The organism is Armatimonadota bacterium, from assembly GCA_037138755.1.
Taxonomy (GTDB): Bacteria; Armatimonadota; Fimbriimonadia; order Fimbriimonadales; family Fimbriimonadaceae; genus Fimbriimonas.
Genome location: JBAXHT010000003.1, coordinates 360,308 through 383,685, shown reverse-complemented (window position 1 = coordinate 383,685; position 23,378 = coordinate 360,308). Strand labels below are relative to the sequence as shown.

The following is a 23,378-nucleotide window of genomic DNA, read 5'->3' as shown; positions in this document are numbered from 1 at the left end:
TTGCATCAACCAAAGCGACCGGAGATGTAGTCTTCGGTCTCTTTCTTTTGGGGATACAAGAAGATGTTTTGGGTTGTGTTGACTTCGACCAGGCGGCCGAGCATGAAAAACGCGGTGAAGTCGCTCGCGCGCTGGGCCTGTTGCATGTTGTGGGTGACCATCACGATCGTGTACTTCTCTTTGAGTTCAAAGATGAGGTCTTCGATGCGAGAAGTAGCAATCGGGTCGAGAGCCGAACAGGGCTCGTCCATAAGAATGATTTTCGGGTCAACCGCAAGGGTTCGGGCAATGCAGAGTCGTTGCTGCTGTCCGCCAGAAAGTTCAAGTGCGGACTTCTTCAACTTGTCCTTCACGTCGTCCCACAAGGCGGCTTGCTTAAGACAAGTCTCGACGATCCCGTCCAATTCAGACTTGCTGCGCTTCCCGTACAGCTTTGGCCCGTACGTGATGTTGTCGTAGATCGACATTGGGAACGGGTTTGGCTTTTGGAACACCATGCCGACTTGCTTGCGAAGGGCGACCGGGTCGACCTGCTTTTCGTAAATATCAAAACCGTCAATCGTGACCTTTCCTGTCAGCTTTGTGCCGTCGATGAGGTCATTCATTCGGTTCAGGCACCGAAGAAACGTCGATTTTCCGCAGCCGGAGGGGCCGATGAATGCGGTGACCTTCTTCTCGGGAATCGTGACATTGATGTCCTTCAACGCATGAAACGAGCCGTAGTGAAAATCAACGCCGTCGGCGACGATCTTCGGTGCGGTCTGGGTGGGTGTAGTGGCGCTCATGGTGCGTCGCAGGCTCGATTTGCGTTCGATGACAGTTGCCACATCATTATGAAACCAAAAGAGTGTTAGAAGTTTGTTAAGAGAGTTGGAAGTTTGGAGTTTGGGGTGGGGAGTTAAGAGAGCGCCTTCTGCCGGAGAGCATGGTCGGCTAATACAAGAGCAACCATGGCGTCAACCATGGGGACAGCGCGAGGCAAAACGCATGGATCATGCCGTCCTCGCCCTGTGAGAGTTGTATCCTGGTGCTGGTTGTCCACCGTGGGCTGTTCGCGAAGGACGGTCGCGGTCGGTTTGAAAGCCGAGCGAATAAGGATGGGCATTCCGTTACTGATTCCGCCTTGGATTCCCCCTGAATGGTTCGTCCTCGTTGCTACATCCGGAATTTCGTTATCGTTCGCGACGGAGTAATAGTGGTCATTCGCCTCAAGCCCCGTGAGGTGGGTCATCCCAAACCCGCCGCCGAATTCGATGCCTTTGCAAGCAGGCAAGCTCAGGATGGCTTTCCCTAGGTCGGCCTCAAGCTTGTCAAAAACCGGTTCGCCCCAACCGGCAGGAACGCCTTTGACGACGGTGAAAATCGTTCCTCCAATCGAATTGCCTTCTTTGCGAATCTTCTCGATGAGTTCGATCATCTGGTTCGCCGTGGCGAGATCTGGGCAGCGAACGATGTTGGACTCGACGTCCTCAAGGGCGACGCTGAGCGGATCAATCTCCGTTGAAATTTCGTGGACCCGCTCGACATAGCTGACGACCTCGACGCCCAGCTTCGACAGGAGCATTTTTGCGATTGCCCCAGCGGCGACTCGTCCAATCGTCTCTCGCGCCGAGGACCGGCCACCGCCCTGCCAGGCTCGGATTCCGTATTTTTGGTCGTAAGCAAAGTCGGCGTGAGATGGACGGTACTTGTCCTTCATCTCGTTGTAGTCGTTGCTCCTCTGATCCTCGTTCATTACCAGGAGCGAGATCGGAGTACCGAGGCTGAGGCCCTCTTCGTTCACTCCGCTCAGGATGCGGACCGTGTCCGACTCCTTGCGCTGAGTGGTGATCTTGCTTTGCCCGGGTCGGCGGCGGTCGAGTTCTGCCTGGATGGCTTCGAGGCTTATCTGGAGGCGCGGCGGACAGCCATCAATCACTACCCCAACTCCGCCGCCATGAGACTCGCCCCACGTGGTGATGCGGAAAAGGGTGCCGAAGGAGCTTGCCATCGGAAGTAGTTTAACGCGGTAGGCTTGGTCAATGCGTGGGTTGGTGATTGGATGTATTTGCTGTTTGCCCCTAACGGTTTGCGCCGAAGACCGCACAAGCGAGTCGATCAGCGGCCCCGGAACGAAGGCTTTTGTCGCGCTCGCGGTGGTTTTGCCGGCCATTCAAGGCGGTGAGAACGGACGCGAGTTTTCGCTTAGAACGCTCGATAGCCTGCTCACGGCAACCCTCCTCTCGGAGGGGTTGAAGCGGTTGACCAGAGTTCCGCGACCGGACACTGGAACCCCCGATTCATTTCCCAGCGGCCACGCCACCGCCGCGTTCGCGGTTGCGACCATTGCCGCCGAGCGTGATCCACGCGCCGCGCCTTTTTGGTATGCCGGTGCGTTTGCGATTGCTCAGTCCAGGGTTAAGTTAAATCGTCACCGGGAAACAGATGTCCTGGCGGGTGCCTTGCTGGGACTGGCAGTCGGTCGAATCGAGCTGGCTTCGCCTTCGGGGTTGCTGTTTCGTGTCAACAACGACGGCTCGAAGTCAGTCGGGTTTGGGTTGAGGTTCTGAAGGTATGCAGTGCGCGGAGCAAGCCGCGCTTTGACTTTCTTGATCGCAAGTTTTGAAAGCCATCCCGAAAACCGGAGATTGTTTTGCGTAACCGAGGGTGAATTTGTAATCGCAAAAGAAACCCCCGATTTTATCGGGGCACTCCAAACGGGCTGTGCCATAATGAATATTCCCACGAGGTGCCGTGCCCAAGTGGCCTAAGGGGTCGGTCTGCAAAACCGATATTCAGCGGTTCGAATCCGCTCGGCACCTCCAATTCAGTTGGAAGTTTAAGTTGGAAGTCGGAAGACGGCTTGGGACAGAAGTTTTCCACACCTGCGGCGCCAGACGAGTCCCATCCGTCTCTTCCTTGTGGCAAATCGCGCCCTTGCCGAGAATCCTAATTTGAACACGCTTGGCGTGGTCGCTCCTCCGCCGATTCTGGTCCAGACTCCGGCGTTTGAGGGGACGTTGGCGACATTGTTCCGGTGCGTCCGCGAGCATAAGGTTGACTTGCTCGAAGTGCCGATGGAGCCGATTTGCGAGGCATATTTGTTCTATCTGATGGAGAGTGCGGAGACGAACCTTGATGAGGCAGCGGCGGCTTTGACTGTGCTTGCTTATCTGCTGGAGAAGAAGGCGTGGCAGTTGTTGCCGGTGTATGAGGAAGACGAGCCGGAGATGGATGAGGCGACGGCGTTGCCAGATCCAACGACCTACGAATATGCGGACGTAATTCAGCGGTTGCTGGAAGGGCATGAGGAACGGACGAAGCTCTTTTTCCGAACCGCGACCCCTCAACTCGATCCATACGAGATTCCTTATGACGTAGGGGATGTAACTGCTGGAGACTTGGCTAAGGCGTTCGAGCGACTTCTCAAGAAGGCGAATCCCGAACCTGTCGAGCTTCTGGCGAAACCCCGAAAGTCGATTCAGGAGCAGATGAAGTTTGTGCTTCTGGCTCTGAAACCGAGCTACCAGCGGATCGACCAGATGTTTGTTGGCGAGTACACGCGGACGGATGCGGTGTATTGGTTCCTCGCCCTGCTCGAACTCATCCGACTGGGCGCGGCAGCGGTTAAACTAGAAGGCGAGGAAGTGCTTTTCGCTAAGAAATAGCCGACTTGGTGGAAAGTCGCACTACAATAAAAACAGCAAATAATCCCATGTCAAATACTCCTCCTGAAATCCTTGAAGTTGTAGCTCTGAGTCCTGAGCAAACCGAGATGGTCAAAGATGCCATCAAATCCTTATCCGCTGGTGAGCCAACTTTTTCGGCGGCTGAAGTTTTGCAACATGCAAGGGAACGAGTTCAAGAGTGGCTACCGAGTCTCAGCGCGTAGTTCGTTATAGTTCTCGGGCGGACGATGACTTGGTGGGTGTCTACGAGCATACAGTTCACCATCATGGTGTCAGACAAGCCGAGAAGTACATAAAGTTTCTAATTGATCACGCTGAAGACGTTGTCAATCGACGTGCTCTGGTCAAGAAGATGGACCACATAGAGGACGTCTATCTAAGCTTCGTGAAGTGGCCAGCAGCCTACTACGGGCATTACATCGTGTTTCGGTATGAGGAAAGTGGGATATGTATACTCCGAGTCATTCACAGTGCTTCGGACGGTGTCTCCCGAAGATTGGAGTTAGATTGAATCTCGTCGACCAACTGGAAGCCCTCATCTTCGTCACCGAAGCGCCGGTGCGAATCGGGGATTTGGTGCGGGTTCTGGGCTTACCGGAAGGCACCGTAGAGCAAGGATTAGAACTGCTGGCAGAAAAACACGCCGACCAGGGCGCACTTAAGCTCGTCAAACTCGCAGGGGGCTACCAGTTTGCGACCAAACCAGTGTTCGCTGAACTCGTTGCGAACTACCTCCAACCGCAACGAGCGAAGATGAGCCGATCTGTCATGGAAGTTTTAGCGGTGGTCGCCTATCGTCAGCCGGTTACCGTGGCAGATATTGAAACAGTTAGGGGTGTCCAAAGCGATTACGGAGTTCGGATGCTTGCCGAACGGAACCTGATCTGCGAAGTCGGACGGCTCGATAAACCCGGCCGACCGGTTTTGTGGGGCACAACGGCGCAGTTTTTGCACCAGTTTAATTTGCCTGATAAGGAGAGCTTGCCGAAGTTGGAACTCACCGGACTTCCGCCAACCGCGCATGACGAAGCACCTTTGCTCGTAGGTGAAGAGGTTTGACTTTTGTTACGACGGCCATCGCCATGGCGCTGAATACTCCTGGGTTTTTCGAAGCTTCCCACCCGTTGCGCAGAACCACTTGCTTCGGTGGTGCGATCATTGAGGATAAGACCGGAAAACTCCTCTGGGGGCGTGATCCAAACACTCCGCGGTTTCCGGCCAGCACTACCAAGATTCTCACAACATTGCTTCTTCTCGAACGGTGCGATCCAGAAGATGTCGTAATCGCGCCGCCAGAAATCAAAACGATCGGTGAAGCCAGCATGCACCTTGAGCCGGGCGAAGGTGTAAAGGTGAAACACATGGCATTTGCCCTCATGCTTCGATCGGCAAATGACGGATGTTACGCCGTCGCTAAGCACATTTCGGGCTCAGCACCTGCTTTCGCCGACTTGATGAATGCGAGGGCTGCCCAGATTGGGTGCAAAAACACGCACTTTGTGACTCCTAACGGGCTCCACAGTCCGACACACTCGACCAGCCCGCTAGACCTGTGCCTCATCGCAAGGGAGGCAATGCGACGCGAGGATTTCCGAGAAATCGCTCGCACAAAGGTTAAAGTCATCGAGCGAAGCAAGAACTTCGGCGACCGCAGGATGGAGAGCAAGAACAAGTTCTTGTGGACCGACCCAACCGCGGATGGAATCAAAACTGGATTCACCAACCCGGCTGGTCACACATACGTCGGGAGCGCCACCCGCGACGGAATGCGGGTCATCGATTCGCTGATGTTTGCCCCGAAATGGAAAGATGATCACAAGCAGATGCTTGATTGGGCATTTTCGGAGTACGAGGTGAAAGTGGAGATGCCGAAAGGTTCCTTACCTCCGGCGATGGTTTCTGCGGCGGGAATACGTTGTCGAGTGGAACTTCGAGAGACGGCATATGCTTGCGTTCATCGTAGCGGAGACCTCGTCGAGACCTCAATCGATCCTGCGGACGGTGTGCGTCCGTTCAAACGAGGTGATCAAGTCGGAAAGCTCGTCGTTCGCGACAAGGACGGATTCATCCAGAAGTTCAGCTTGTTTGCAGTTTCGGATGAACCCGGAAGCATTGTGTCAAGCGCTGGCCACATGGGTTCGACCGCGAAGTTGGGGATCGGAGCAGGGTTCTTGCTTCCGAGCATCGCTGGGTTGTGGGCACTCAAGCGTAGAAAGCAGTTGAGTTAATGCAACTATTGGCGAACGCTTGACGAGCCTGTTCACGTCCTAATCCACTTCTGAATAGTCACAAGTGGTTTCTGTGTTCGCTGATCGCGGTGAGGACGGTATACGACAATCAAGGCGAAGTCAGTGTTAACTGGAACCAGGTTCCAGGACAGCTCTCCCGCCATTGGGATGGCGTGTACAGACTGCGCCCCATGCCACCACTAGCCCCTGCGCCGAAGCTTTCCGCCGCCGTCCACTGAGTACCCAACCACCAAAAGTGCCATCTCGTCGGTCGTCTCTTCGCCCCATGTAATCGGACGAGGCGGATCGTTGGGGTTATTCGGATTGTCTTTGGAGTTATCATAAACCGCGTTGACCACGAGCTTTGAGCCTCGCTTCACTTCCAGCGGCTGCTTGAGCGTGTAGACCAGCTGCCAGTTGAAGTCCCAGCTATCCACCCAGACGAGCGGAATCTTGTTTCCTTGGGGCGTTTCGATGTGTGCCTTCATGGACTTTCCGAGAAGGTGCATGTGGGGCATGACAGTGTAGATCGTTGCGTCCGCGGGGATTGGCGTTGACCAGTTCACTGCGTGTGACTTGGCTCCAGGCGGAATCCTGAACATCGGGTTGGCCGCCCAGAAAATCTCACTTGTCTTCTCGATCTTCTCCTTTGCGTAGTAGAGAGCAACCTTCGTCTGGTCTTTTTCGGGCTTGCCAGATTTGTGATAGTGCACTTGGAGAACGATCTTGGTTCCAGGTGCGACTTTGAAGGCGACGCCGGGTTCGGTTTCTTGAACCATCACGCCAGGAGCCCAGCCGCCGAGGGCACCGGAGGGCATCAACCCAATTCCCCCGCCGCTGGAACTGTATCCAGCTTGATCATCTTTGCTGTTCTTTTCTAAATCGACAGATCGGCCGGACGCATCTAGGAAGCCGATGACGTGGTGGACAACGGACTTGTTTCCGGGACGGACGTCCATTGCCTTGATGTAAACGTCTTCGGTGTTGCCGAGATCGAAAACGAAGTTTCGGTATACGTCTGGCCCTTCGGCTTCGAGTTCAAACGGCTTGGGGAGTTGCAGAACCTTGTCGGGTGTGCCGTGTGACCATTCGGTTTTCGGGAATACCGGAGTTGGTGGTTCCTTTTTGGCGTCTCCTCGGGATGCGTTTTGGAGCGACCACTTCTTAAGGATCGCAATTTCTTGGGCGGATAGTCGGTTTTCGCCTTTGAAGTCGCCGTAGCCTTCGACCGCCTTCCATGGCGGCATTCGCTTGGCGTCGGCGGCGTTTGCGATCATAGTGTGCTGCTTCTTGGAGGCTTCGTAGCCCACGAGGGAGAAGGGCGCGACATCGCCTGGCCGGTGGCAACTGATACAGTGCTTGTTTATGATCGGTGCGACGTGCTCGGCGTAGGTGACCTTGTCAGGGGTTTCTACCTTGACGGCTGTGGGTCGAGCTCCAGTTTGAAGCGCGAATAGGCCGGCCACACCAACGCCCGAGAATATTATCGCAGTCTTTAACATGTTAGAGATAACGTTCGATCAGGGCAAAAGGTTTTCAGGTTAGACTCTTTCTTCATGAAAACTGCGTTAGTGACCGGAAGTTCAAGAGGAATTGGAGCCGAAATTGCTCGTCGATTAGTCAGTGACGGCAACAATGTCGTCTTGCACTATTCGAAAGGGCAAGACGAAGCTGAAGCTCTCAGGGCAGAGCTTGGCTCCTCGTGTTTGGGCGCTTTGCAAGCAGATTTGATGTCTCCTAAAGAGACGGAGAGGCTTTGGTTTCAGGCTACTGCGTTCGGGACAATCGACACATTAGTCAACAATGCTGGAGTCTATGAGCAGATTCCGTTCTGGTCCGCCGAAGCGTTTGAGGAGAATCGCAAAAAGATGTTTCGCATCAATTTTGAGGCTCCTTGCGAGTTGATGCGGCTTGCTATCGATGAGTTTGAGCTGCACGACGGCGGAAAAGTTTTAAACGTCGCAAGTCGGGTGGGATTCCGGGGAGAGGCTGGTGCTTCGATGTATGCAGCGTCCAAGGCGGCCCTTATCAACGTGACGCGTTCGCTTGCCGTTGAATACGCGGGCACCAAAATTGGCTTCTACGGAATCGCTCCGGGTTGGGTGGATACGTCGATGGCGCGAAACGGAATGAATGAACGACTTTCGCAGATTCTTGAGACGATCCCCGCCGGGAGAATGGCATCTCCGGCTGATTGCGCTCAGGCGGCGAGTTTCTTGCTTTCGGAGGGATCCGAATACTTATCTGGCTCCGTGATTGATATCAACGGAGCCAGCTACTTCCACTAAGCTACGGTTATTTGACGTCGAGGACTTCGACTTCGATCTGTAGGTATTGGTTGCCGCGAATACCGATGAATTGAACGGTGCCGGGTGGGAAAGTGATGGTTCGCTTTCCACCCTTCTTGAGGCCCATCAGAGCTTCGCCAAAACCGTTGACCAAACTCTTGACTGGCGTCAGAGGGATGGTGTCTCGCTTGTCAAAGACTTTTCCATTGAGGTAGGTACCGGTGTATTTCACGATGACCTTGCTGTTTTCGGTGATTGCCGGACCTGCACCAGGGGCGGTTGTCTTAGCGGTGATTTCTGGTGTTTCGCCTTTACGGACGACTTTAAGAATCTTGAGGTCGAAGTTTAGGTCGGCGTTCGGACCAATCTTCTCGCCCGATCCAGCCGCTCCGTATGCCTTGGCCGAGGGAATCCAAAGTCTGCGCACCATGCCTTCTTTGGTTCCAACAAGCCCTTCATCCCAGCCTTTAATAACGCTTCCAACGCCGATGACAACCGGGTAAGGCTCTTTGGATTCTGACGCTTTGAACTTTGCGTCCATGTTGCCATCGAACTCGGTGCCGTTCATGAGGGTTCCTCGGTACAGAACGAATACCGTGTCTCCGTTCGCGGCGGCAGGCCCGGTTCCTGGCTCAAGATCTTCGATTTTGAGTGCGGTCGTCCCGGCAGTTCCGGCTGCAGTTGCAGGCGCGGAGGACGTATCTCCACCGGTTTTATTGCATCCGATTACGGCGAGACCTAGAAGAATTGCAAACGCATAACGCGACATATCCTTAGAAATTACCCAAATAGGGTGCCATTTGCTCCCAGAAAGTGCAGACCTGGCACAGTAAACTGGATTCGTGGCTAAAGCCAAGACCAAAAAAGAGGCGACCGGACCGAAAACGATCCAGAACCGGAAGGCTCGATACGACTATCACATCCTTGATGAATTCGAGGCTGGAATGGTTTTGGTCGGCAGCGAGGTCAAGAGTCTATTCGCAGGGAAAGGGAACCTTACCGACGGGTATTGCCGAGTCGTCAACGACGAAATGTGGCTGATGAACGTCGATGTCGAGCCTTATGACAAGGCCACGTACTTTTCGCACGAGCGTCGGCGCGACCGAAAGCTGCTTCTTCACCGTAAGGAAATCATTCAGATCGAGCGAAAAAGCATGGAGAAAGGCTTCTCAATCGTTCCGTTAGAAATCTATTTCAAGCACGGAAAAGCCAAGGTGAAGATTGCAATGGTGCAAGGTAAGTCGAATTACGATAAGCGGGATACAATCGCAAAGCGAGATACCAAGCGCGAAATTGACCGGGCTCTCCACGGAAGAGATTAGTCGCAAAAGCGACTTTTTTTCACTGTGGGTTCCTGTGCTTGAGACCGATAAGTAAAGCGTGCCGAACTCAGGACTCACTAAGCACTTGTCTCCGGATACCCCGGTGATCGTTGCCTTCATGATCGATGGCCGCCCGATGGCGGTCAATGGATTGTGTGTGGGTGAACAGCCTTTAAAGATCTTTACCAAGGATCTGCGAACTCAAGATATCAGCTATCCGCAATCGGTCGTCCTCGTCTGGCACCGTGAAGAATCGGTCCTGAAAGGTGAGGCAGACGCAGTGAGCGTTGAGGCTTACAAGGCTGGGTTCTTGCTCACTATCGAGCGCACCCATGTCGCCGAAGTCGACCGACGAGTCTACGCTCGGTACCCAGTTGAGGCAGCGGTAAGCATTCGCTCGGTCTGCGACATGAAGGGTTCGCAAGTCATTGCGCTGAGCCAGGGTGTGACCAAGGACGTCAGTTTAGGTGGGGCTTGGGTTGACGTTCAACCGGTCGTCACGATGGGTTCAATCGTTGAATTTCACATGAAAGTGGACGGCGAGGACATGTCCGCACTGGCAATGGTCGCTCACGATAACCCCAATCGAGGCGGAAACGGCCTCGAATTCATCGATTTCTACGGCGACTCGCGAGACAAGTTTGTCAAGTTCCTCGAGCGGGCTAGCAAGGCGGCTTAAGCGAGTTCACCCTCAAAAACATATTCAGCGGCGCCCTTCATCAAGACGTGCCCGTTGTTTTGGTATTCCAAAGTCAAATCACCACCTGGCAGGTGGTTGAGTAGCTTTCTCTCGGTCAGACCGAGGGTTGCGGTTGCTACTGCGCAGGCGCAGGCTCCGGTGCCGCAGGCGAGGGTGATTCCGGCACCTCTTTCCCAGGTTCGCTGTTTGATTTCAGTTCGGTTCAGGACTTGGACGAAGTGGACGTTCGTTCGTTGAGGGAACAGTGGGTGGTGCTCCAATTGCGGACCGACTTCTTCGAGAGGGATTGCGTCGACGTTGTCAGTGATAATTACGATGTGCGGGTTGCCCATGCTCACATGGATTGCCTTGAAGCCATCGTTGAGATCGATTAGAGCCTTTCCAAGCGGGAAGGTCCCCTCCCCCATATCGATGGTTATGGAGTGTGCAGTGCCAGACGCGCTTTCGTTTGCTTTTGCGGATGAATTGTTAGCTGAGGCCTCCCCTTCGGCTCGCGGGGCAGGCGAGACGCCCGCGATCCCGGTGACGCTCACGGTCAGTTCCCCTGCCCCGGTCAGAACCGGAAAAGTCCCCGCAGCGTAGCCACGATCAACCGCCAACCTCCCGAAACAACGCAACCCATTTCCGCACATCTCGCTGAGTGAGCCGTCGGGGTTGAGCATTGCCATTTCTAGCTTGCCTTCTTTCCGCAGGACAAAGATGAGACCGTCGGCTCCGACGCCAAACTTGCGATCACAGACCGAACGCGCCAACGCGGGAAGTCCCGACAGGGCGACGGAATCGCGCAGGGTGTCGATGACGACGAAGTCGTTACCGATGCCCTGCATTTTTGTGAAGGGAATGCTCACTCGGAATCGCTTGGGTGATGCTCTTCGTGCTCGCCTGGGGCGCGGTATGTGCCGACCGTCTTGGCAGGAACAATTGAAGCTACTGCGTGCTTATAGACCAACTGAGTTGGCTTACCGGGCGAATCCAAGAGAATCGTGAACGCGTCGAAGCCGCGTACGTTGCCACGAAGCTGGACGCTATTGGTGAGATAGACCGTAACGCTGACCCCTTCCTTGCGGACTTGGTTCAGAAACATATCTTGCAGGTTGATTGCCTTACCCATGTAATTATCCTTTAATGCATACTCTGAATCCATGCCCGGGTTGCGCCCAAGGCATCGATTCCGTTGCTAAAAACCTCCAAGTCAGGCTCGGAACGTAGCCACGTGCGTTGCCGCTTGGCGTAGTTCCTCGTCTCTGCTTCGATGGTCTCGATCAGTTCTGCCTCGGTGAGATCGCCGTGGAGAAAATCGACAATTGCCGAGTATCCAATTGCGCGAAAACCGGGGTTTCCTGGTCGGTAGCCGTTGTTAAGGAGCTCCTTAACTTCATTTACCCAGCCATTTTGCATCATAACAGACGTTCGATGCTGGATGTTTAGTTCAGTATTTTTGACATCTGGCACAAGCCCGACCTTTTTTTTGGTGAACGGAGGGATCGAAAACTGGATTTTCTCTTTGGGTGCTAAGCATCTTTCGAGGGCCCTGGTGACTCGTATTCGGTTCTTGAGATCCGTTTTGGAAGCCGTCTCCGGGAACTGCGAACGGAGTTGGTCGACCAGTTCGTCCTCTGGTCGCTCGTTCAGCTCTCGGCGCAGTTCAGGCGAAGGTGCCGGTGAAAGATCTTGATATTCCTCGATGAGGGCGCGGATATAAAGCCCGGTTCCTCCGCAAAGAATGACGTTAACATTGTTATTAAAGTGCTCATTAAGTCGCTTGGCTGCGAGCAACACATATTCGCCGACCCCAAACTCCTCATCGGGGGTCTTAAGGTCAAGAAGTTCGTAACGAGCTTTGTCGCGTGGCTTTGCGGTTCCGATGTCCATCCCTCGATACATCTGAAAGGCATCGCCGTTCAGAATGACGGCGTCGTGCTTCTCTGCAAGTTCTTCGGCCAATGAAGACTTTCCGGAGGCAGTTGGGCCGAGGATGGTGAGAAGGAAGGGCTTGATGGAAACAGTTTACTGGTTGAGCCTTCTCCAAAGCTCCACGGTCCAACTCGCAAGACCGTTAATAGACTGCCGTTCCTCTCCAACAAACTCAAAATCGATCGTGTCATCGAAAGGGTTGATCCATTTTTCGACTGGGAACCCGCTCGCGCCGACCCTTGCTCCGACGATGCTTCCGACGGTAGCTCCGTTGCAATCTGTATCCAGACCAAACATGACTGCCCGGGTGATGGACAGTTCGAGATCGCCATTTGATAAGAATACTGATGCTACGCAAGCGAGAGCATTGTTGATTGAGTGGACTCCATCATAGTGACCGCTGGTTACCTCAATGTAGTCCAGCAACTCGTCCATCGTGCCTCCGGCGTCACATCGCGCCTTTGTCTCGACCATTGCAGTGGCTAGCCGGCTGTTTTGTGGAACAGTTTGGAGTGCCACTCTGAAAGAATCGTGCAGCGGCAGACGAAAGGAGGCCGATATCCATGCTGCGAAGAAGATTTCGCTGTACTCACCGTTACGTTCGTGAGAAATCAAAGCATCCTGCTGAGCAACCTGGGCGGCTCGCTCAGGGTTGCCCGCATAGCCATAAGCCCAGCCGTCGGCGCGAATCGCCGCTCCAATCCATTCACGATAGGGATTGCGCCATTGACGCATTGCTTGCTGATACTCAGCGTCTTCGGGTTGTTCCCAGTGATGCGGACGACCAAAGGCGTAGCTGTTGCTAATCGCCGCTTGCTCAGCCGTGAACGTCTGGTCGGGAAGCCAGTGGCTAGACCAGTACTGGAAGACATCGCGAGTTGAAGGATTAGGAATCTTGTCAAGAATGCGCAAGCCTGCGAGGGTGTATCGTAGATCATCATCACTTTGGGCGTACCTGATGTTCCCACGAACCGAAGGGCGAGAACCAAGCGTCTGTCCCGTTATCTCGACGCACACGTCGTCATTCGCATCTACGAAGTCGGAAAGTGGCCACTGATTCGTTCGCTCCAGATATTGCCTTAGCAACTTTGGTTCACGCATAAACGGGTGAATCTCCAACGGTTTGCCCAAGATGCACCCGGCGATTCGCCCATACCAAGCGCCACGAATGCGATCGTCTAGTTCGTTTTGGTTCGGAACCCATTTTTCAAGCGCCAGGCTTGGTATCGTCCAGTCTAGCGGCTCGTTCGTCCCCAAGTGATCAGGTTCTGTAAGGCTCTCCAGTTCAGTTTCAATGTCGTGTAACTCACTAAATGAGGAATGAGCCATTCGATCTGCTAGCCCAGGCGGGATGGAAAACCCCTGTTCAGATTTGAGGCGAAGCTCGTCTCGCAGTAGGTTTCGAAGATGATCTGCGGCGAACTTTCGTCCAAGCGACATACCACGATTTTACTCAGCTTCCATCCTGACGGGCTCAGCGGATGCCACTTAGAATGTTTTGATGAGACGCTTTCCACTACTCGTCCTAGCACTGCTTACCTTGGCGGGCTGCTCCAAACCCACCGCTACTGGAAGATACTATTTTGACGCTGCAAACAAAAACCTTTTGCCCGGAGCCGACAGGATGATCCTTGATGTGAAGTCGGATGGAAACGTCGAGTTTGGAGCTGGCGTGTTCAGCCTGCTCAAAGCCACCTAGAAGGAGGAAGGTGACATTGTGACTTTTTCAGTCGGACAAGGGCTCATTACCACGGTCTACAAAAACACCCGTTCAGCCCTAGTTCCACAAAAAGACGGCAAGGACGATACGAGTTGGAAGTTCACCAAGAAGTAGGTCGTGGATTGGGGTTGCCCGAATAAACCCTAAGAGTATCTGTTAAGGTTTCAGCGATAGGGGAACCAATCGAACTGGCGGGAATATGCCCAGAGTCAGCGGCCGCCGACAGTTTGAGGGAAACCTATGAAGAAAAAACTAGCGCAAATCGCGCTTTCTATTGTCGGGTTAGCTGTCATTCCAAGTGCTTACGCACAAACGTTCCAGGTCAAAGTGGAGAACCTCGGACCTCAACCTTTGAGTCCACTCATCGGAATCGCGCACAACGCTGGCTTCGATATTTTCACGTCGGGGTCATCTGCTTCGCTCGGGATCAAGCGCATTGCCGAAGGCGGCAATACTGCGGCTCTCGAGTCAATTATTGCTGGTGCCGGTAGCGATATTGGTGGCTGGGGAAAAGTTGCTGGTGGGCCGATTGCACCGGGCGAAACCCGGATTTTCTCGTTTACGACGGATGCCTCGCACCCATTCTTTTCCTTCGCGGCCATGCTTGGAAAGACAAATGATGGTTGGATAGGAATCGGCCAAGGCGATGAAGCCCTAAACCTCTTTAGCGGGTCAACCGCAATTGGTGGTTCCTACCTTGCGCTAGGATCTGACGCCTGGGACGCGGGTACCGAGTACAACTCGCAGAATGCAGCGGATCTTGGCTTCTTGGGTGGATCCGGTAACCCGGTTGATACCGAAGGTGGACTCATCCGTCATCATGCAGGGATCATCAGCGGGCGGGGAGATAGCGAAGCACAGTTGCCAGCTTGGACTCAGAACCAAGAGCTTGCGAGGGTTACCGTAGCGCCCGTGCCGGAGCCTGCAACAATGGCTACTCTCGGCCTGGGACTGTTTGGGCTGCTGAAGCGAAAGCGCAAGCAGAACTAAGGCAAAAGAAATGCCGCCTACCTAGAGAAAAGGCGGCATTTCTTATCCAGTGTTATCAAGCGTTGATCTGAACCATCTCGAAGGCTTCGACTCGGTCGCCTTCCTGGAAGTCTTCCCAGTTAGTGAAGGTGATACCGCACTCTTGGCCCATCGTCATTTCGCGGACGTCGTCCTTGAAGTGCTTGAGGGTGGCGACTTCGCCTTCGTGGATGAGGTCCTTGCCACGATAGATGCGAACCTTGGCGTTCCTCGTGATCTTTCCTTCGGTGATGTACGAACCAGCAACGATACCCTTCTTCGAGAATTGCAGTCGCATTCGAATTTCTGCTTCGCCGAGTTCTTGCTCCTCGAACTTCGGAGCGAGCATTCCCTTCACCGCCGCTTCGATGTCTTCGATCAGTTCGTAAATGATTGAGTAGGTTCGGATTTCAACCTTTCGCTTCTCGGCTTCCTTGCGCGATTCGCCGTCTGGCTTCGCGTTGAAGCCGACGACGATCGAGTCTGAGGCAGCTGCAAGGTCGATGTCGGCCTTGGTGATCTGCCCAACACCGCTGAGGATAATCTTGGTCTCGACTTCGTCGTTCTTGACCTTCTCCAGCATGCCCTTGACCGCTTCAACGGAGCCGTGAACATCGGCCTTGATAATCAGATTAAGGTTCTTGATGCCGTCGTCCTGCATGCGGCTTCGCAGGTCGCGAAGGGTCATGCCGCGTCCGCCATTGGTGAACTCCTTGGCGCGAGCTTTGGAGATTCGGCCTTCGGCCTCAACTCGAGCTGATCGCTCGTCGGGGAAGAACTCGATCTTGTCTCCGGCGGCAGGCACTTCGCTGAGTCCCAGAATCTCGACCGGAGCCGATGGTCCGGCAAACTCCATCTTTTCGCCACGGAAGTCGGTCATCGCTTTGATTCGTCCGAACGTTTGTCCGACGACGAGGTTGTCGCCGCTTTTCAAGGTTCCTTCCTCGATAAGAAGGGTGGCAACCGGACCACGGCCCTTTTCAAGCTTGGCCTCAACGACGGTGCCTTTGAGCTCGCCGCGCGGGTCGGCCTTGAGGTCCATGATGTCGGCCTGGAGGATGATCAGTTCGAGAAGTTCAGGGACGCCAGCACCGGTGAGGGCGGAGACATTGGTGGTGATCGTTTGGCCGCCAAAGGCTTCGGGGATGACGTTGTATTCAGTGAGCTGCTGGAGAACCCGATCCGGGTTGGCACCGGGCTTGTCGCACTTGTTGACGGCGACGATCATCGGAACGTTTGCGGCTTGGATGTGCTGAATCGCTTCTTGGGTCTGCGGCATGATGCCGTCGTCAGCGGCGACAACGAGGATTGCGATGTCGGTGACCTGGGCTCCTCGGGCGCGCATGTTGGTGAAAGCAGCGTGACCAGGTGTGTCAAGGAAGGTAATGAGTCCTTCTTCGAGCATGACCTGATAGGCACCAATGTGTTGGGTGATTCCGCCCGCTTCTTTTGCAGCGACGTTTGCCTTGCGGATGTAGTCTAGTAGGGAAGTCTTGCCATGGTCAACGTGGCCCATGATAGTCACAACCGGCGGTCGCTTGACAGCTCCGCCGACTTTGATGGCGGCGCGTGGGTCAACCTTCGGCTTTGGCTTTGGACCCTCAGCAAGAGCGAGTTCGAATCCGTACGAAGTCACGATTCGCCCAGCTTCCTCTTCGGTCAGCGGGTTGGCGATCGCCTTCATAATCTTGAATTTGGAGATTAGGCTCTTTTGAATCTCGGCTTGGGGAACGCCGAGGGCGTTTGCGATATCGCGGGGAGTGCAGTTCGGCTTGAGGGTGATGACCTTGGAGTCCATGTGCTCAAGGCAGGACTCTTTGACCATTTCAAGGGTGTCGTTGTCACCCTCAAACGAAGCACCGTCATGATCCAGCCCCAAGTCGTTGAGGACGGTAAAGACCTGACCGGGTCGAATTTCGAACTCGGTCGCGATGTCGGCGATGGTGTGACTCATTGGCTTAACTCCAGTTTGCATACTAATTCTTCTTTGATGGTTGCCAGGGATGTGGCAGAGACGGCGTGGCGAAGGGCTTTCGCAAGCCGTCCGGGTTTCAATGCCCCTTCAAGGCAAATTGTTGAGGGGCAGAAGTAGGCACTTCGCCCAATTCCGCCCCATAGTTGCACATCACCAGCTGTGCTTACGCCAAGCCGTACTAGGCTGGCTTGGTTGCGTTTAGTTCGACATGAAACGCAGGTTCTGGTGACCGTGTGTGTTGACATACTGTGCCATCACCTCACGCCTTTCCCCGTTCGGCGGCGGCTTGAGCCTCGCTACGGATGTCGATAGTCCAGCCGGTGAGCCGGGCTGCAAGTCGGACGTTCTGCCCGCCCTTGCCGATGGCGAGTGAGAGCTGCATCTCGGGAACCACAACGTAAGCGTGCTTCTCCATATCTCCCCGATCATTCTGCTTCTCGGTCAGCTTGATCGAGTTAACTTTGGCAGGAGACAGGGCTTCGATGATGAATTCTTTTGGATCTTCCTTGTACGGAACAACGTCGATCTTCTCATCGTTCAGCTCGTCCACGATGGCCTGAACCCGCGCGCCGCGTGGTCCAATACAGGCTCCGATTGGATCAACGCGCTCGTCTTCGCTGAATACGGCGACCTTGGATCGCTGTCCCGGCTCGCGGCTAATGGCCTTGATCTGGACGATTCCGCTGGCAATCTCGGGGATTTCGAGTTCGAAAAGCTTGCGAAGCAGATTTGGATGAGTTCGGCTAACGATGACCTTGAGGCGGCGTTGGCTGTCGTCTACTTTGTAAACGTAAACCTTCATCCGGCTGTTTGGTGCATAGCGCTCGGTAGGAACTTGCTCGCGGCGGGGAAGCTCAGCTTCGACGCGGTTGACCTGGATGTAGACATTTTGGTCGTCTCGTCGACTGACGGTTCCGCTGACGATGTCGCCCATCTTCTCGGCGAAGACGTCGTGAATGCGGCGGGTTTCAGCCTCGCGGAGCTTTTGCGAAAGAACTTGCTTCGCGGTTTGGGCTGCGATTCGGCCAAAGCGGTTCGGGTCGACTTCCATAGGAACGAAGTCGCCGACTTCGGCTTCGGAGTTCCGCTTGCGGGCTTCGGTCAGGCTCATCTGGAAGCTCGGCTCTTCGACAACCGCAACGACTTCCTTTTCGACCTGGGCGGTCCAACCCTTCGAGGTGTCAAGCTTAACATTCACTTCACCTCGCGCTCCGACATACTTCTTGTAGGCAGCACCCAGCGCTTCTTCTAGCTCAACGACGAGGTCTTCCACCGGGATATCCCTCTCCTGTGCGATTTGATTTAGCTGCTGCATGATGTCCATAATCTGCGTGTTCCCCTTATTTCATGGACTCCGATTAACAAAAAAGGCGGCATAGAGCCACCCCTCTTTCGGTGCCCAAAATTTTGTCTCTCTATTGTATCACAACGCCTAACCTCAAATGAACGCTCCCAATAACTCAGATTTCACCGGAAAAGCTGTCCTTGTCACCGGCGCCGGGAGTGGAATCGGACTAGCTGCTGCAAATCGTTTTGCAGCAAGCGGAGCCAACGTCGGAGCCGTTGATCTCTCTGAGCAGAGACTCGCCGAGGCATTTGCGGGAGAATCTGTACTGAAGTTTGAATCGGATGTTTGCAGGACCGACGATGCTTCAGAAGTGATCAAGAACTTCGTTGCCAAGGCGGGGAAGCTTGACGTTTTGGTGCTGGCGGCAGGAATAAACGGACCGATGGGGAAACTTGATTTGATCCATCCCGATGAGATCCGCCGCCTCTTCGAAATCAATGTTGTCGGGGTGTACAACTACATCATTCCCGCCCTCCCGCACCTTGAAAACAGCAATGGGTCGATTATTCTTGTCGGTTCGATCAACGGATCGAGACAATTTTCTTGGGCTGGCGCGTCGCCCTACATTGCAACGAAAGCCGCAATTGTCGCAATGGGGCGTAACCTGGCGGTTGAACTTGGTCCAAGAGGCATTCGGGTCAACACCGTCTGTCCGGGGTACATCAAAACCAACATTCTTGATTCCACCCATTGGCGAGGCGAGTGGCCAGTGGGGAGACCCAAAAAATTCCCTGAAGGAGACAATCCCCTCACCGGAAGGGATCCGGGAACCGTCGAAGACGTAGCCGAGGCGATTGCCTTTCTCGCGTCAGACGTTGCTAAGCATATCAGCGGCACGGAGCTATTCATTGATGGTGGCCAGTCGCTCGCATAACTAGCCCGGCAAAAATGCGGGCATACTTAACGTATCGAGGTTGCTGACCAATAATCACAGCAGGGGTTGACTTAACATTAGGCATCTGTCATACTTTCCTTTCGTTCGCGGGTGTAGCTCAGTGGTTAGAGCGCCGGCCTGTCACGCCGGAGGCCGCGGGTTCAAGTCCCGTCATCCGCGCCAACGTACAATATGTGCCGCGGTAGCTCAGTTGGTAGAGCAAAGGATTGAAAATCCTTGGGTCGCCGGTTCGAGTCCGGCTTGCGGCACCATTCTCGCACTGTTTTTTCTAGCGAGTTCCGCTTTCCCTCAATCCTCCGTTGTTGCCCAGGCACGCGATGTGATAGTTCTCTCGTTCAGCTCCGAGAGTCAGTTGTCAGGCCGTTTTCGCGTCAGTGAATCGGGTTCGATTCTGGTTCCTGGGCTCGGGTCGGTAAACGTGATCACACGAAACTCAGCCCAAATCCAAGAAGCCCTGCTGAACGCCATGAGGGAGCGGCTGGGACGAATCGATGAAGTGACGATTCAGATTTCTGCTGACAAGCACTCCGGTATTGCCGTTGGCGGCTCGGTTGCTAAGCCAATCATTCTTCGCCGGGCGACCGGAGTGACAGTCGCAGATTTGGCGGCTACCCTGCCGCTACTAGACTTTGCCGATCCGAGCAAAGCTCAGATCACAGATGTGCGTGGCTGGGGAGCTTCTTCAAAATTCTCCGTGCGACCGGGAGACCGGATCACGATTCCGATCAAGGTGAGCCTGGGGTCACTTAATGTCGTCGGTGGAGTGTTGCGATCCGGCGCGCTGGATATCGTGGACGGAATGACCCTCAAAGACGCCATTGCCGGAGTTGGCGGAGTATCAGCCAAGGGAGAGGCCAAGCGAGTTTTTATCCTAAGGGACATCGTTCTGGGCCCGTTCGATTTAGCGAAAGATGGCGGGGTCCCGGTCAGATCCGGAGACACGATCCGCGTGGACTTGAAGGCTTCAGTACCACTAGTGACCGTGACCGGTTTGGTTAGGGAACCGAAGAATATTGAATGGACAGATCAACTGACGTTGTTCAAGGCTATCGAAGAGGTCAAAGGACTTCTCGATAAGCGGGTCACGATTCGCGTGTATTCGCTCGTTAACCGAACGAAAAAGCGACTCCAGTTTAAGTACACGGATATCGAAAGTGGCAAACAGAAGGATTTTGCTTTAGAGCCAGGTGACGTGGTGGAAGTGTCGGCGAAGTGAGAGTGAAGTGGGATCGCACCAAAGGTCGTCCTGAACCCATCCGGCTCCTTAACCTGATCGAGGAGCGCGAAAACGGCGAACCGCTTCTGGACTTGCGCGAGGAGTGTCCGCGAGTGCAAATACTAAGGGAGACAGTGATTCCGTATCTGCGACGGACTGTCTGCGAAATGCTTCATCAGGCCTCGGTGAGCTTGCCCGAAGGCTACTTTCTGGGCACGATTGATGCCTGGCGGCCTTTTGAGAGACAGCAGCGCATTTACGACTTCATCTGGAAGTGCGGCAAGGATGCCTTCCCGGATAGAGATGAAAACTCGTTACGGCGAACGGTTTGTCGTTGGGTCGCACCAACCAACCAAAAGGCTCCTCCAGGTCATTGCACCGGAGCGGCGGTGGACGTGTTCCTCGTCAACCTGCATGGCGAGGAGTACGATGTTCATTCGCCCTACGGCCGGTTTGGAGCGGCACCAACCTATTCGCTAGGCCTGACCGAAGAAGCCCACAAGAATCGCAACATCCTTATCGAGGCGATGCTTGGAGCCGGGTTTAGCAATTGCCGAGATGAGTGGTGGCACTATAGTTGGGGCGACGCAGGGTGGGCGGTCCGAACCGGGGAAACGAGCTGCGTTTACGGATTAGCCAAAATGGACCCGGCGAGCTACGCCGAGTCCGAGGAGCTTCACAAAATCGGATTCAGAGACCGTCCGAACCCTTTTTTGGATCCTTCTTAGGCGCCTTGGGCAGGACGAACTGTGGTAAGTAGGTTCCGTTTGGCGTGACAGGCTGCGGCGTGAACAGGATCGAATCCAGCGCGACATCGGTAGAAGAGATTCCAGTGAACTCCACTCGGAAATCTGCCTTCGTTGATGGCAATCGGGTCGTACCGATGTTGTACCAACCAAAACCCGACCCATACTGGTTTACGGGCTCACCAGTGAGCCGCAGGATTTGACCTCCGACCCGGAATTGGATACGGGCTCGATCCGAAGGATTCGGGATTCTTGCAGACACCCAAACATCGAGGTTCGCGGAAGACCTCTGGGTCACACCGAGAGCGGCGTAGATTCGGCCAGTCTGCTCACCAAACGGAGTCCGTACCGAAAGATATGATCCGTTGCTACAGCCGGCATCCGCCACAACTTCGCTGAATGTATTATCAGTTGAACGTTCCCACTCAAGCCAAGTAAAGCCGACACCTGGAGAGGCAAGGGCCCGGAAAGTTTTCTGCGCTGACTGCAGGGCTTTGTACGGGCTGGTTTTGGCCAACTCGGGATATTGCCTAAAATCATAAACTTCAGTCGTTGTATCCCTATGCTCCGACTCGGCCCATTCCAGCAGCTGAGTCACTGTCTGATCCATCCTTACAAGTTCAATCTCCGGTACAGGGGGTTCGGTCACGCCGGAGATGACCACCGGCACGGTGTCGAGGGTCATGTAGATTCCAGTTTTTGTCGGAGCGATATCTGGAATGGAGTTATTGACGCCTCGAATCAGGGCCGACTTTGCCTCTGGAAATCGGTATTCCAGCCTAACTGGTGTCCGTTCGCTCCACATCACGAAGGCGTTTCCCGCCCCGTTGTTGATCGCATAGCAACGAATCTCTGGACCCAGATCAATGCGGTTACCATCAGCAGGAGACGGAAGCGACCAGTAGTTCCCGGCAATCTTACGAGGGCTTGCTGGGTTCATCGCGTTCTGGGGGAAGAAGAAGCCCATCGGACGGTTCTCGGCGGTAAGCGGCGTTGCCGCTTTGATCAGCCCGAATTGTTCTGGGGTGGTCGCGCGGAGGAAGACCCCGCGGACTCCAAGGCCGCTCAGCTCTTCAAGAACCGTTGACTGAAGGTTTTCAGCGGTCGGTGCAATGTCCGTAACGAGAAGCGGAGCAGGACGCTTGGTGCGAAGGGAAGAGGAGAGAACTCCCGAAACGTTGCTGAGGATTGCCGATGGGTTTAGTTTGGAGAGCTTGACGGTCAGCCCTGATAACTCCGAGTCTGGAGCTTCGAAGAACCAGGACCATCCCGACCATTCTTGAAGGATCGGAACGCTTGATTCGCGGCGAAGCGAGCGCATGATCCTGTGGACCCTTCTGGCTCGGGCGGAGGAAATGCACTCGGCAAGGTCGCGCCAGTAGCTCGACTTTCGCTGCTCGACCATGAGCGTGGAGTCTTTGGCGGGATTGAGCATCAGGTTGACGCCCCGTGTTCCGTTCCAGAGTGGAATCAGCTTAGCGGCGAAGATAAATGCGTTCCGGTCAGAATTTCCGCTGTCGACGATGTTTCCCTGATCATCAATCTTGCCCGTGAAGTCGGAGTCGATTCCGCGTAACTGCCATGCCTTCACCAAAGTGGCTAAGTTGCGATACTTCTGCTCCAAGTAGTCGGCAAACTCTCGCTGAAACATTGGGCTAGTCGGGACAAATCCGTTGTCCTGCGCAGAAAGATACGGGGTTGTCCCAAGCGGGTTGATAATGCCCCGCAGACCGGGTTGGGTTCCCATCGAGCGGATCTGCCGCAAAACGGAATCACGACGATCATCCAGCTTCTCCCACAAATCTTCAATTTCCATCGATTCGCCCAGTGGGTAGACCAGTGCAACCTGATCCGAGTCTCGGGCGGCTCGTAGGTCGGCCTTCAAAACTCCATTCACGACCGGAAATGTTCTTTGGCTGATGACGGACGCGTCCCGGGAGAGTGCCACTACCACAAACGCTTTGGTCGCTCCTGGGAGGGCGACGGTAATCGACTGCGGGTTCTTGATGCCATTGATTCGGTACGACTGGGGCTGTACCGTGAATCCGGTAGCCGCAGGCATGGCGGTGTTCGAGGTGATGAAGAAGCGTTTACCGCTGAGTTCGTCCGATACCGCTTTCCAAGAACCTGTTGCCGGAACTTCGACGTTGAAGTCCTCAACTCCAGCTGCTTTGGCCTTGGAGATGAGGTCAACATCAAACGGACATTGCACACCGATCGGAAGGTAGTCCGAGCCACCCCACTGGTACTGGAGGTTCGGGCCGACCGTCCATGCAGGAGCGGTTGCCATCTGGAAAGCCAATGCCAGCGAGAACATGAATTGATTGTACAGCAGGTCTGGGTACCCTTT

At 54.6% G+C, this 23,378-nt stretch carries 24 protein-coding genes and 3 tRNA genes; 16 read left to right on the top strand and 11 right to left on the bottom strand.

The features are described 5' to 3' along the window. Positions 1-5 precede the first annotated feature (5 nt). Together pstB and aroC are read right to left on the bottom strand one after the other, a co-directional pair. Positions 6-785, bottom strand: coding sequence for a phosphate ABC transporter ATP-binding protein PstB (gene pstB, locus WCK51_14165; GenBank protein ID MEI7578031.1), 780 nt, complete (start codon positions 783-785; stop codon positions 6-8). 113 nt (positions 786-898) lie between these two features. Beyond that, complete coding sequence (gene aroC / locus WCK51_14160) at positions 899-1,990, bottom strand: chorismate synthase (protein MEI7578030.1); 1,092 nt, start codon at positions 1,988-1,990, stop codon at positions 899-901. 64 nt (positions 1,991-2,054) lie between these two features. Here aroC and WCK51_14155 point away from each other — a divergent pair, with 64 nt between their 5' ends. The 6 genes from WCK51_14155 to WCK51_14130 all read left to right on the top strand — a co-directional run bounded on the left by WCK51_14155 (position 2,055) and on the right by WCK51_14130 (position 5,896). Next, the gene (locus WCK51_14155; protein MEI7578029.1) at positions 2,055-2,549 is read left to right on the top strand and encodes a phosphatase PAP2 family protein; all 495 of its coding nucleotides are present in this window, start codon (positions 2,055-2,057) and stop codon (positions 2,547-2,549) included. A gap of 178 nt (positions 2,550-2,727) precedes the next feature. Continuing rightward, a tRNA-Cys gene (locus tag WCK51_14150) sits at positions 2,728-2,804 on the top strand. Between the two features lie 96 nt (positions 2,805-2,900). Then, complete coding sequence (locus tag WCK51_14145; GenBank protein ID MEI7578028.1) at positions 2,901-3,647, top strand: segregation/condensation protein A; 747 nt, start codon at positions 2,901-2,903, stop codon at positions 3,645-3,647. 47 nt (positions 3,648-3,694) lie between these two features. Then, positions 3,695-3,871 carry a hypothetical protein gene (locus WCK51_14140; protein MEI7578027.1) on the top strand — a complete coding sequence of 59 codons (177 nt, stop codon included), beginning with the start codon at positions 3,695-3,697 and terminating at the stop codon, positions 3,869-3,871. 304 nt (positions 3,872-4,175) lie between these two features. Further along, a complete protein-coding gene (gene scpB, locus WCK51_14135; GenBank protein MEI7578026.1) occupies positions 4,176-4,727 on the top strand; it encodes an SMC-Scp complex subunit ScpB in 552 nt (183 codons plus the stop codon). After that, the gene (locus WCK51_14130; GenBank protein ID MEI7578025.1) at positions 4,724-5,896 is read left to right on the top strand and encodes a hypothetical protein; all 1,173 of its coding nucleotides are present in this window, start codon (positions 4,724-4,726) and stop codon (positions 5,894-5,896) included. The genes scpB and WCK51_14130 overlap by 4 nt, the downstream gene beginning before the upstream one ends. Positions 5,897-6,096: 200 nt before the next feature. Here the strand turns inward: WCK51_14130 and WCK51_14125 are convergent, their stop codons facing one another. Continuing rightward, positions 6,097-7,362 (bottom strand): hypothetical protein, encoded by a 1,266-nt coding sequence (locus WCK51_14125; GenBank protein ID MEI7578024.1) that lies wholly within the window; start codon positions 7,360-7,362, stop codon positions 6,097-6,099. A 90-nt stretch (positions 7,363-7,452) separates the two neighbouring features. Between WCK51_14125 and WCK51_14120 the strand changes: the two genes are divergently transcribed. After that, positions 7,453-8,184: an SDR family oxidoreductase gene (locus tag WCK51_14120; GenBank protein ID MEI7578023.1), complete on the top strand. Its 732-nt coding sequence runs from the start codon at positions 7,453-7,455 to the stop codon at positions 8,182-8,184. A gap of 7 nt (positions 8,185-8,191) precedes the next feature. Here the strand turns inward: WCK51_14120 and WCK51_14115 are convergent, their stop codons facing one another. Continuing rightward, positions 8,192-8,953, bottom strand: coding sequence for an FKBP-type peptidyl-prolyl cis-trans isomerase (locus tag WCK51_14115; GenBank protein ID MEI7578022.1), 762 nt, complete (start codon positions 8,951-8,953; stop codon positions 8,192-8,194). Between the two features lie 73 nt (positions 8,954-9,026). Here WCK51_14115 and smpB point away from each other — a divergent pair, with 73 nt between their 5' ends. Next, a complete protein-coding gene (gene smpB / locus WCK51_14110; protein MEI7578021.1) occupies positions 9,027-9,506 on the top strand; it encodes an SsrA-binding protein SmpB in 480 nt (159 codons plus the stop codon). A 58-nt stretch (positions 9,507-9,564) separates the two neighbouring features. Beyond that, positions 9,565-10,185 carry a PilZ domain-containing protein gene (locus WCK51_14105; GenBank protein ID MEI7578020.1) on the top strand — a complete coding sequence of 207 codons (621 nt, stop codon included), beginning with the start codon at positions 9,565-9,567 and terminating at the stop codon, positions 10,183-10,185. Here the strand turns inward: WCK51_14105 and dapF are convergent. Genes dapF through WCK51_14085 form a run of 4 tightly spaced genes read right to left on the bottom strand, consistent with a single transcriptional unit; the run spans position 10,182 to position 13,560 of the window. Continuing rightward, entirely contained in the window at positions 10,182-11,054 is an 873-nt protein-coding gene (gene dapF, locus WCK51_14100; GenBank protein MEI7578019.1) for a diaminopimelate epimerase, read from the bottom strand. The two genes, WCK51_14105 and dapF, sit on opposite strands and share 4 nt — an antisense overlap. Further along, positions 11,051-11,317 carry an RNA chaperone Hfq gene (hfq, locus tag WCK51_14095; protein MEI7578018.1) on the bottom strand — a complete coding sequence of 89 codons (267 nt, stop codon included), beginning with the start codon at positions 11,315-11,317 and terminating at the stop codon, positions 11,051-11,053. Before hfq ends, dapF begins: the two co-directional genes overlap by 4 nt. Positions 11,318-11,328: 11 nt before the next feature. Further along, complete coding sequence (miaA, locus tag WCK51_14090; protein MEI7578017.1) at positions 11,329-12,183, bottom strand: tRNA (adenosine(37)-N6)-dimethylallyltransferase MiaA; 855 nt, start codon at positions 12,181-12,183, stop codon at positions 11,329-11,331. A gap of 30 nt (positions 12,184-12,213) precedes the next feature. Further along, positions 12,214-13,560, bottom strand: coding sequence for an ADP-ribosylglycohydrolase family protein (locus WCK51_14085; GenBank protein MEI7578016.1), 1,347 nt, complete (start codon positions 13,558-13,560; stop codon positions 12,214-12,216). Between the two features lie 61 nt (positions 13,561-13,621). Here WCK51_14085 and WCK51_14080 point away from each other — a divergent pair, with 61 nt between their 5' ends. Both WCK51_14080 and WCK51_14075 read left to right on the top strand, forming a co-directional pair. Further along, a complete protein-coding gene (locus tag WCK51_14080) occupies positions 13,622-13,819 on the top strand; it encodes a hypothetical protein (protein MEI7578015.1) in 198 nt (65 codons plus the stop codon). Between the two features lie 261 nt (positions 13,820-14,080). Further along, positions 14,081-14,830: a spondin domain-containing protein gene (locus WCK51_14075; protein MEI7578014.1), complete on the top strand. Its 750-nt coding sequence runs from the start codon at positions 14,081-14,083 to the stop codon at positions 14,828-14,830. A gap of 55 nt (positions 14,831-14,885) precedes the next feature. On the opposite strand, the gene infB is transcribed toward WCK51_14075, so the two are convergent. Together infB and nusA are read right to left on the bottom strand one after the other, a co-directional pair. Then, positions 14,886-16,802, bottom strand: coding sequence for a translation initiation factor IF-2 (gene infB / locus WCK51_14070; GenBank protein ID MEI7578013.1), 1,917 nt, complete (start codon positions 16,800-16,802; stop codon positions 14,886-14,888). A gap of 280 nt (positions 16,803-17,082) precedes the next feature. After that, on the bottom strand, positions 17,083-18,138 hold the full coding sequence (gene nusA / locus WCK51_14065) for a transcription termination factor NusA (protein MEI7578012.1): 1,056 nt from the start codon (positions 18,136-18,138) through the stop codon (positions 17,083-17,085). A gap of 127 nt (positions 18,139-18,265) precedes the next feature. Between nusA and WCK51_14060 the strand changes: the two genes are divergently transcribed. The 5 genes from WCK51_14060 to WCK51_14040 all read left to right on the top strand — a co-directional run bounded on the left by WCK51_14060 (position 18,266) and on the right by WCK51_14040 (position 21,010). Beyond that, positions 18,266-19,045 carry an SDR family NAD(P)-dependent oxidoreductase gene (locus tag WCK51_14060; GenBank protein MEI7578011.1) on the top strand — a complete coding sequence of 260 codons (780 nt, stop codon included), beginning with the start codon at positions 18,266-18,268 and terminating at the stop codon, positions 19,043-19,045. A gap of 107 nt (positions 19,046-19,152) precedes the next feature. Continuing rightward, positions 19,153-19,228: transfer RNA gene (locus tag WCK51_14055), tRNA-Asp, on the top strand. A 13-nt stretch (positions 19,229-19,241) separates the two neighbouring features. Beyond that, a tRNA-Phe gene (locus tag WCK51_14050) sits at positions 19,242-19,317 on the top strand. A gap of 167 nt (positions 19,318-19,484) precedes the next feature. Beyond that, a complete protein-coding gene (locus WCK51_14045; GenBank protein ID MEI7578010.1) occupies positions 19,485-20,282 on the top strand; it encodes an SLBB domain-containing protein in 798 nt (265 codons plus the stop codon). Between the two features lie 2 nt (positions 20,283-20,284). Then, a complete protein-coding gene (locus WCK51_14040; protein ID MEI7578009.1) occupies positions 20,285-21,010 on the top strand; it encodes a M15 family metallopeptidase in 726 nt (241 codons plus the stop codon). Here the strand turns inward: WCK51_14040 and WCK51_14035 are convergent. After that, a complete protein-coding gene (locus tag WCK51_14035) occupies positions 20,973-23,345 on the bottom strand; it encodes a hypothetical protein (GenBank protein ID MEI7578008.1) in 2,373 nt (790 codons plus the stop codon). The two genes, WCK51_14040 and WCK51_14035, sit on opposite strands and share 38 nt — an antisense overlap. Between the last annotated feature and the right edge of the window lie 33 nt (positions 23,346-23,378).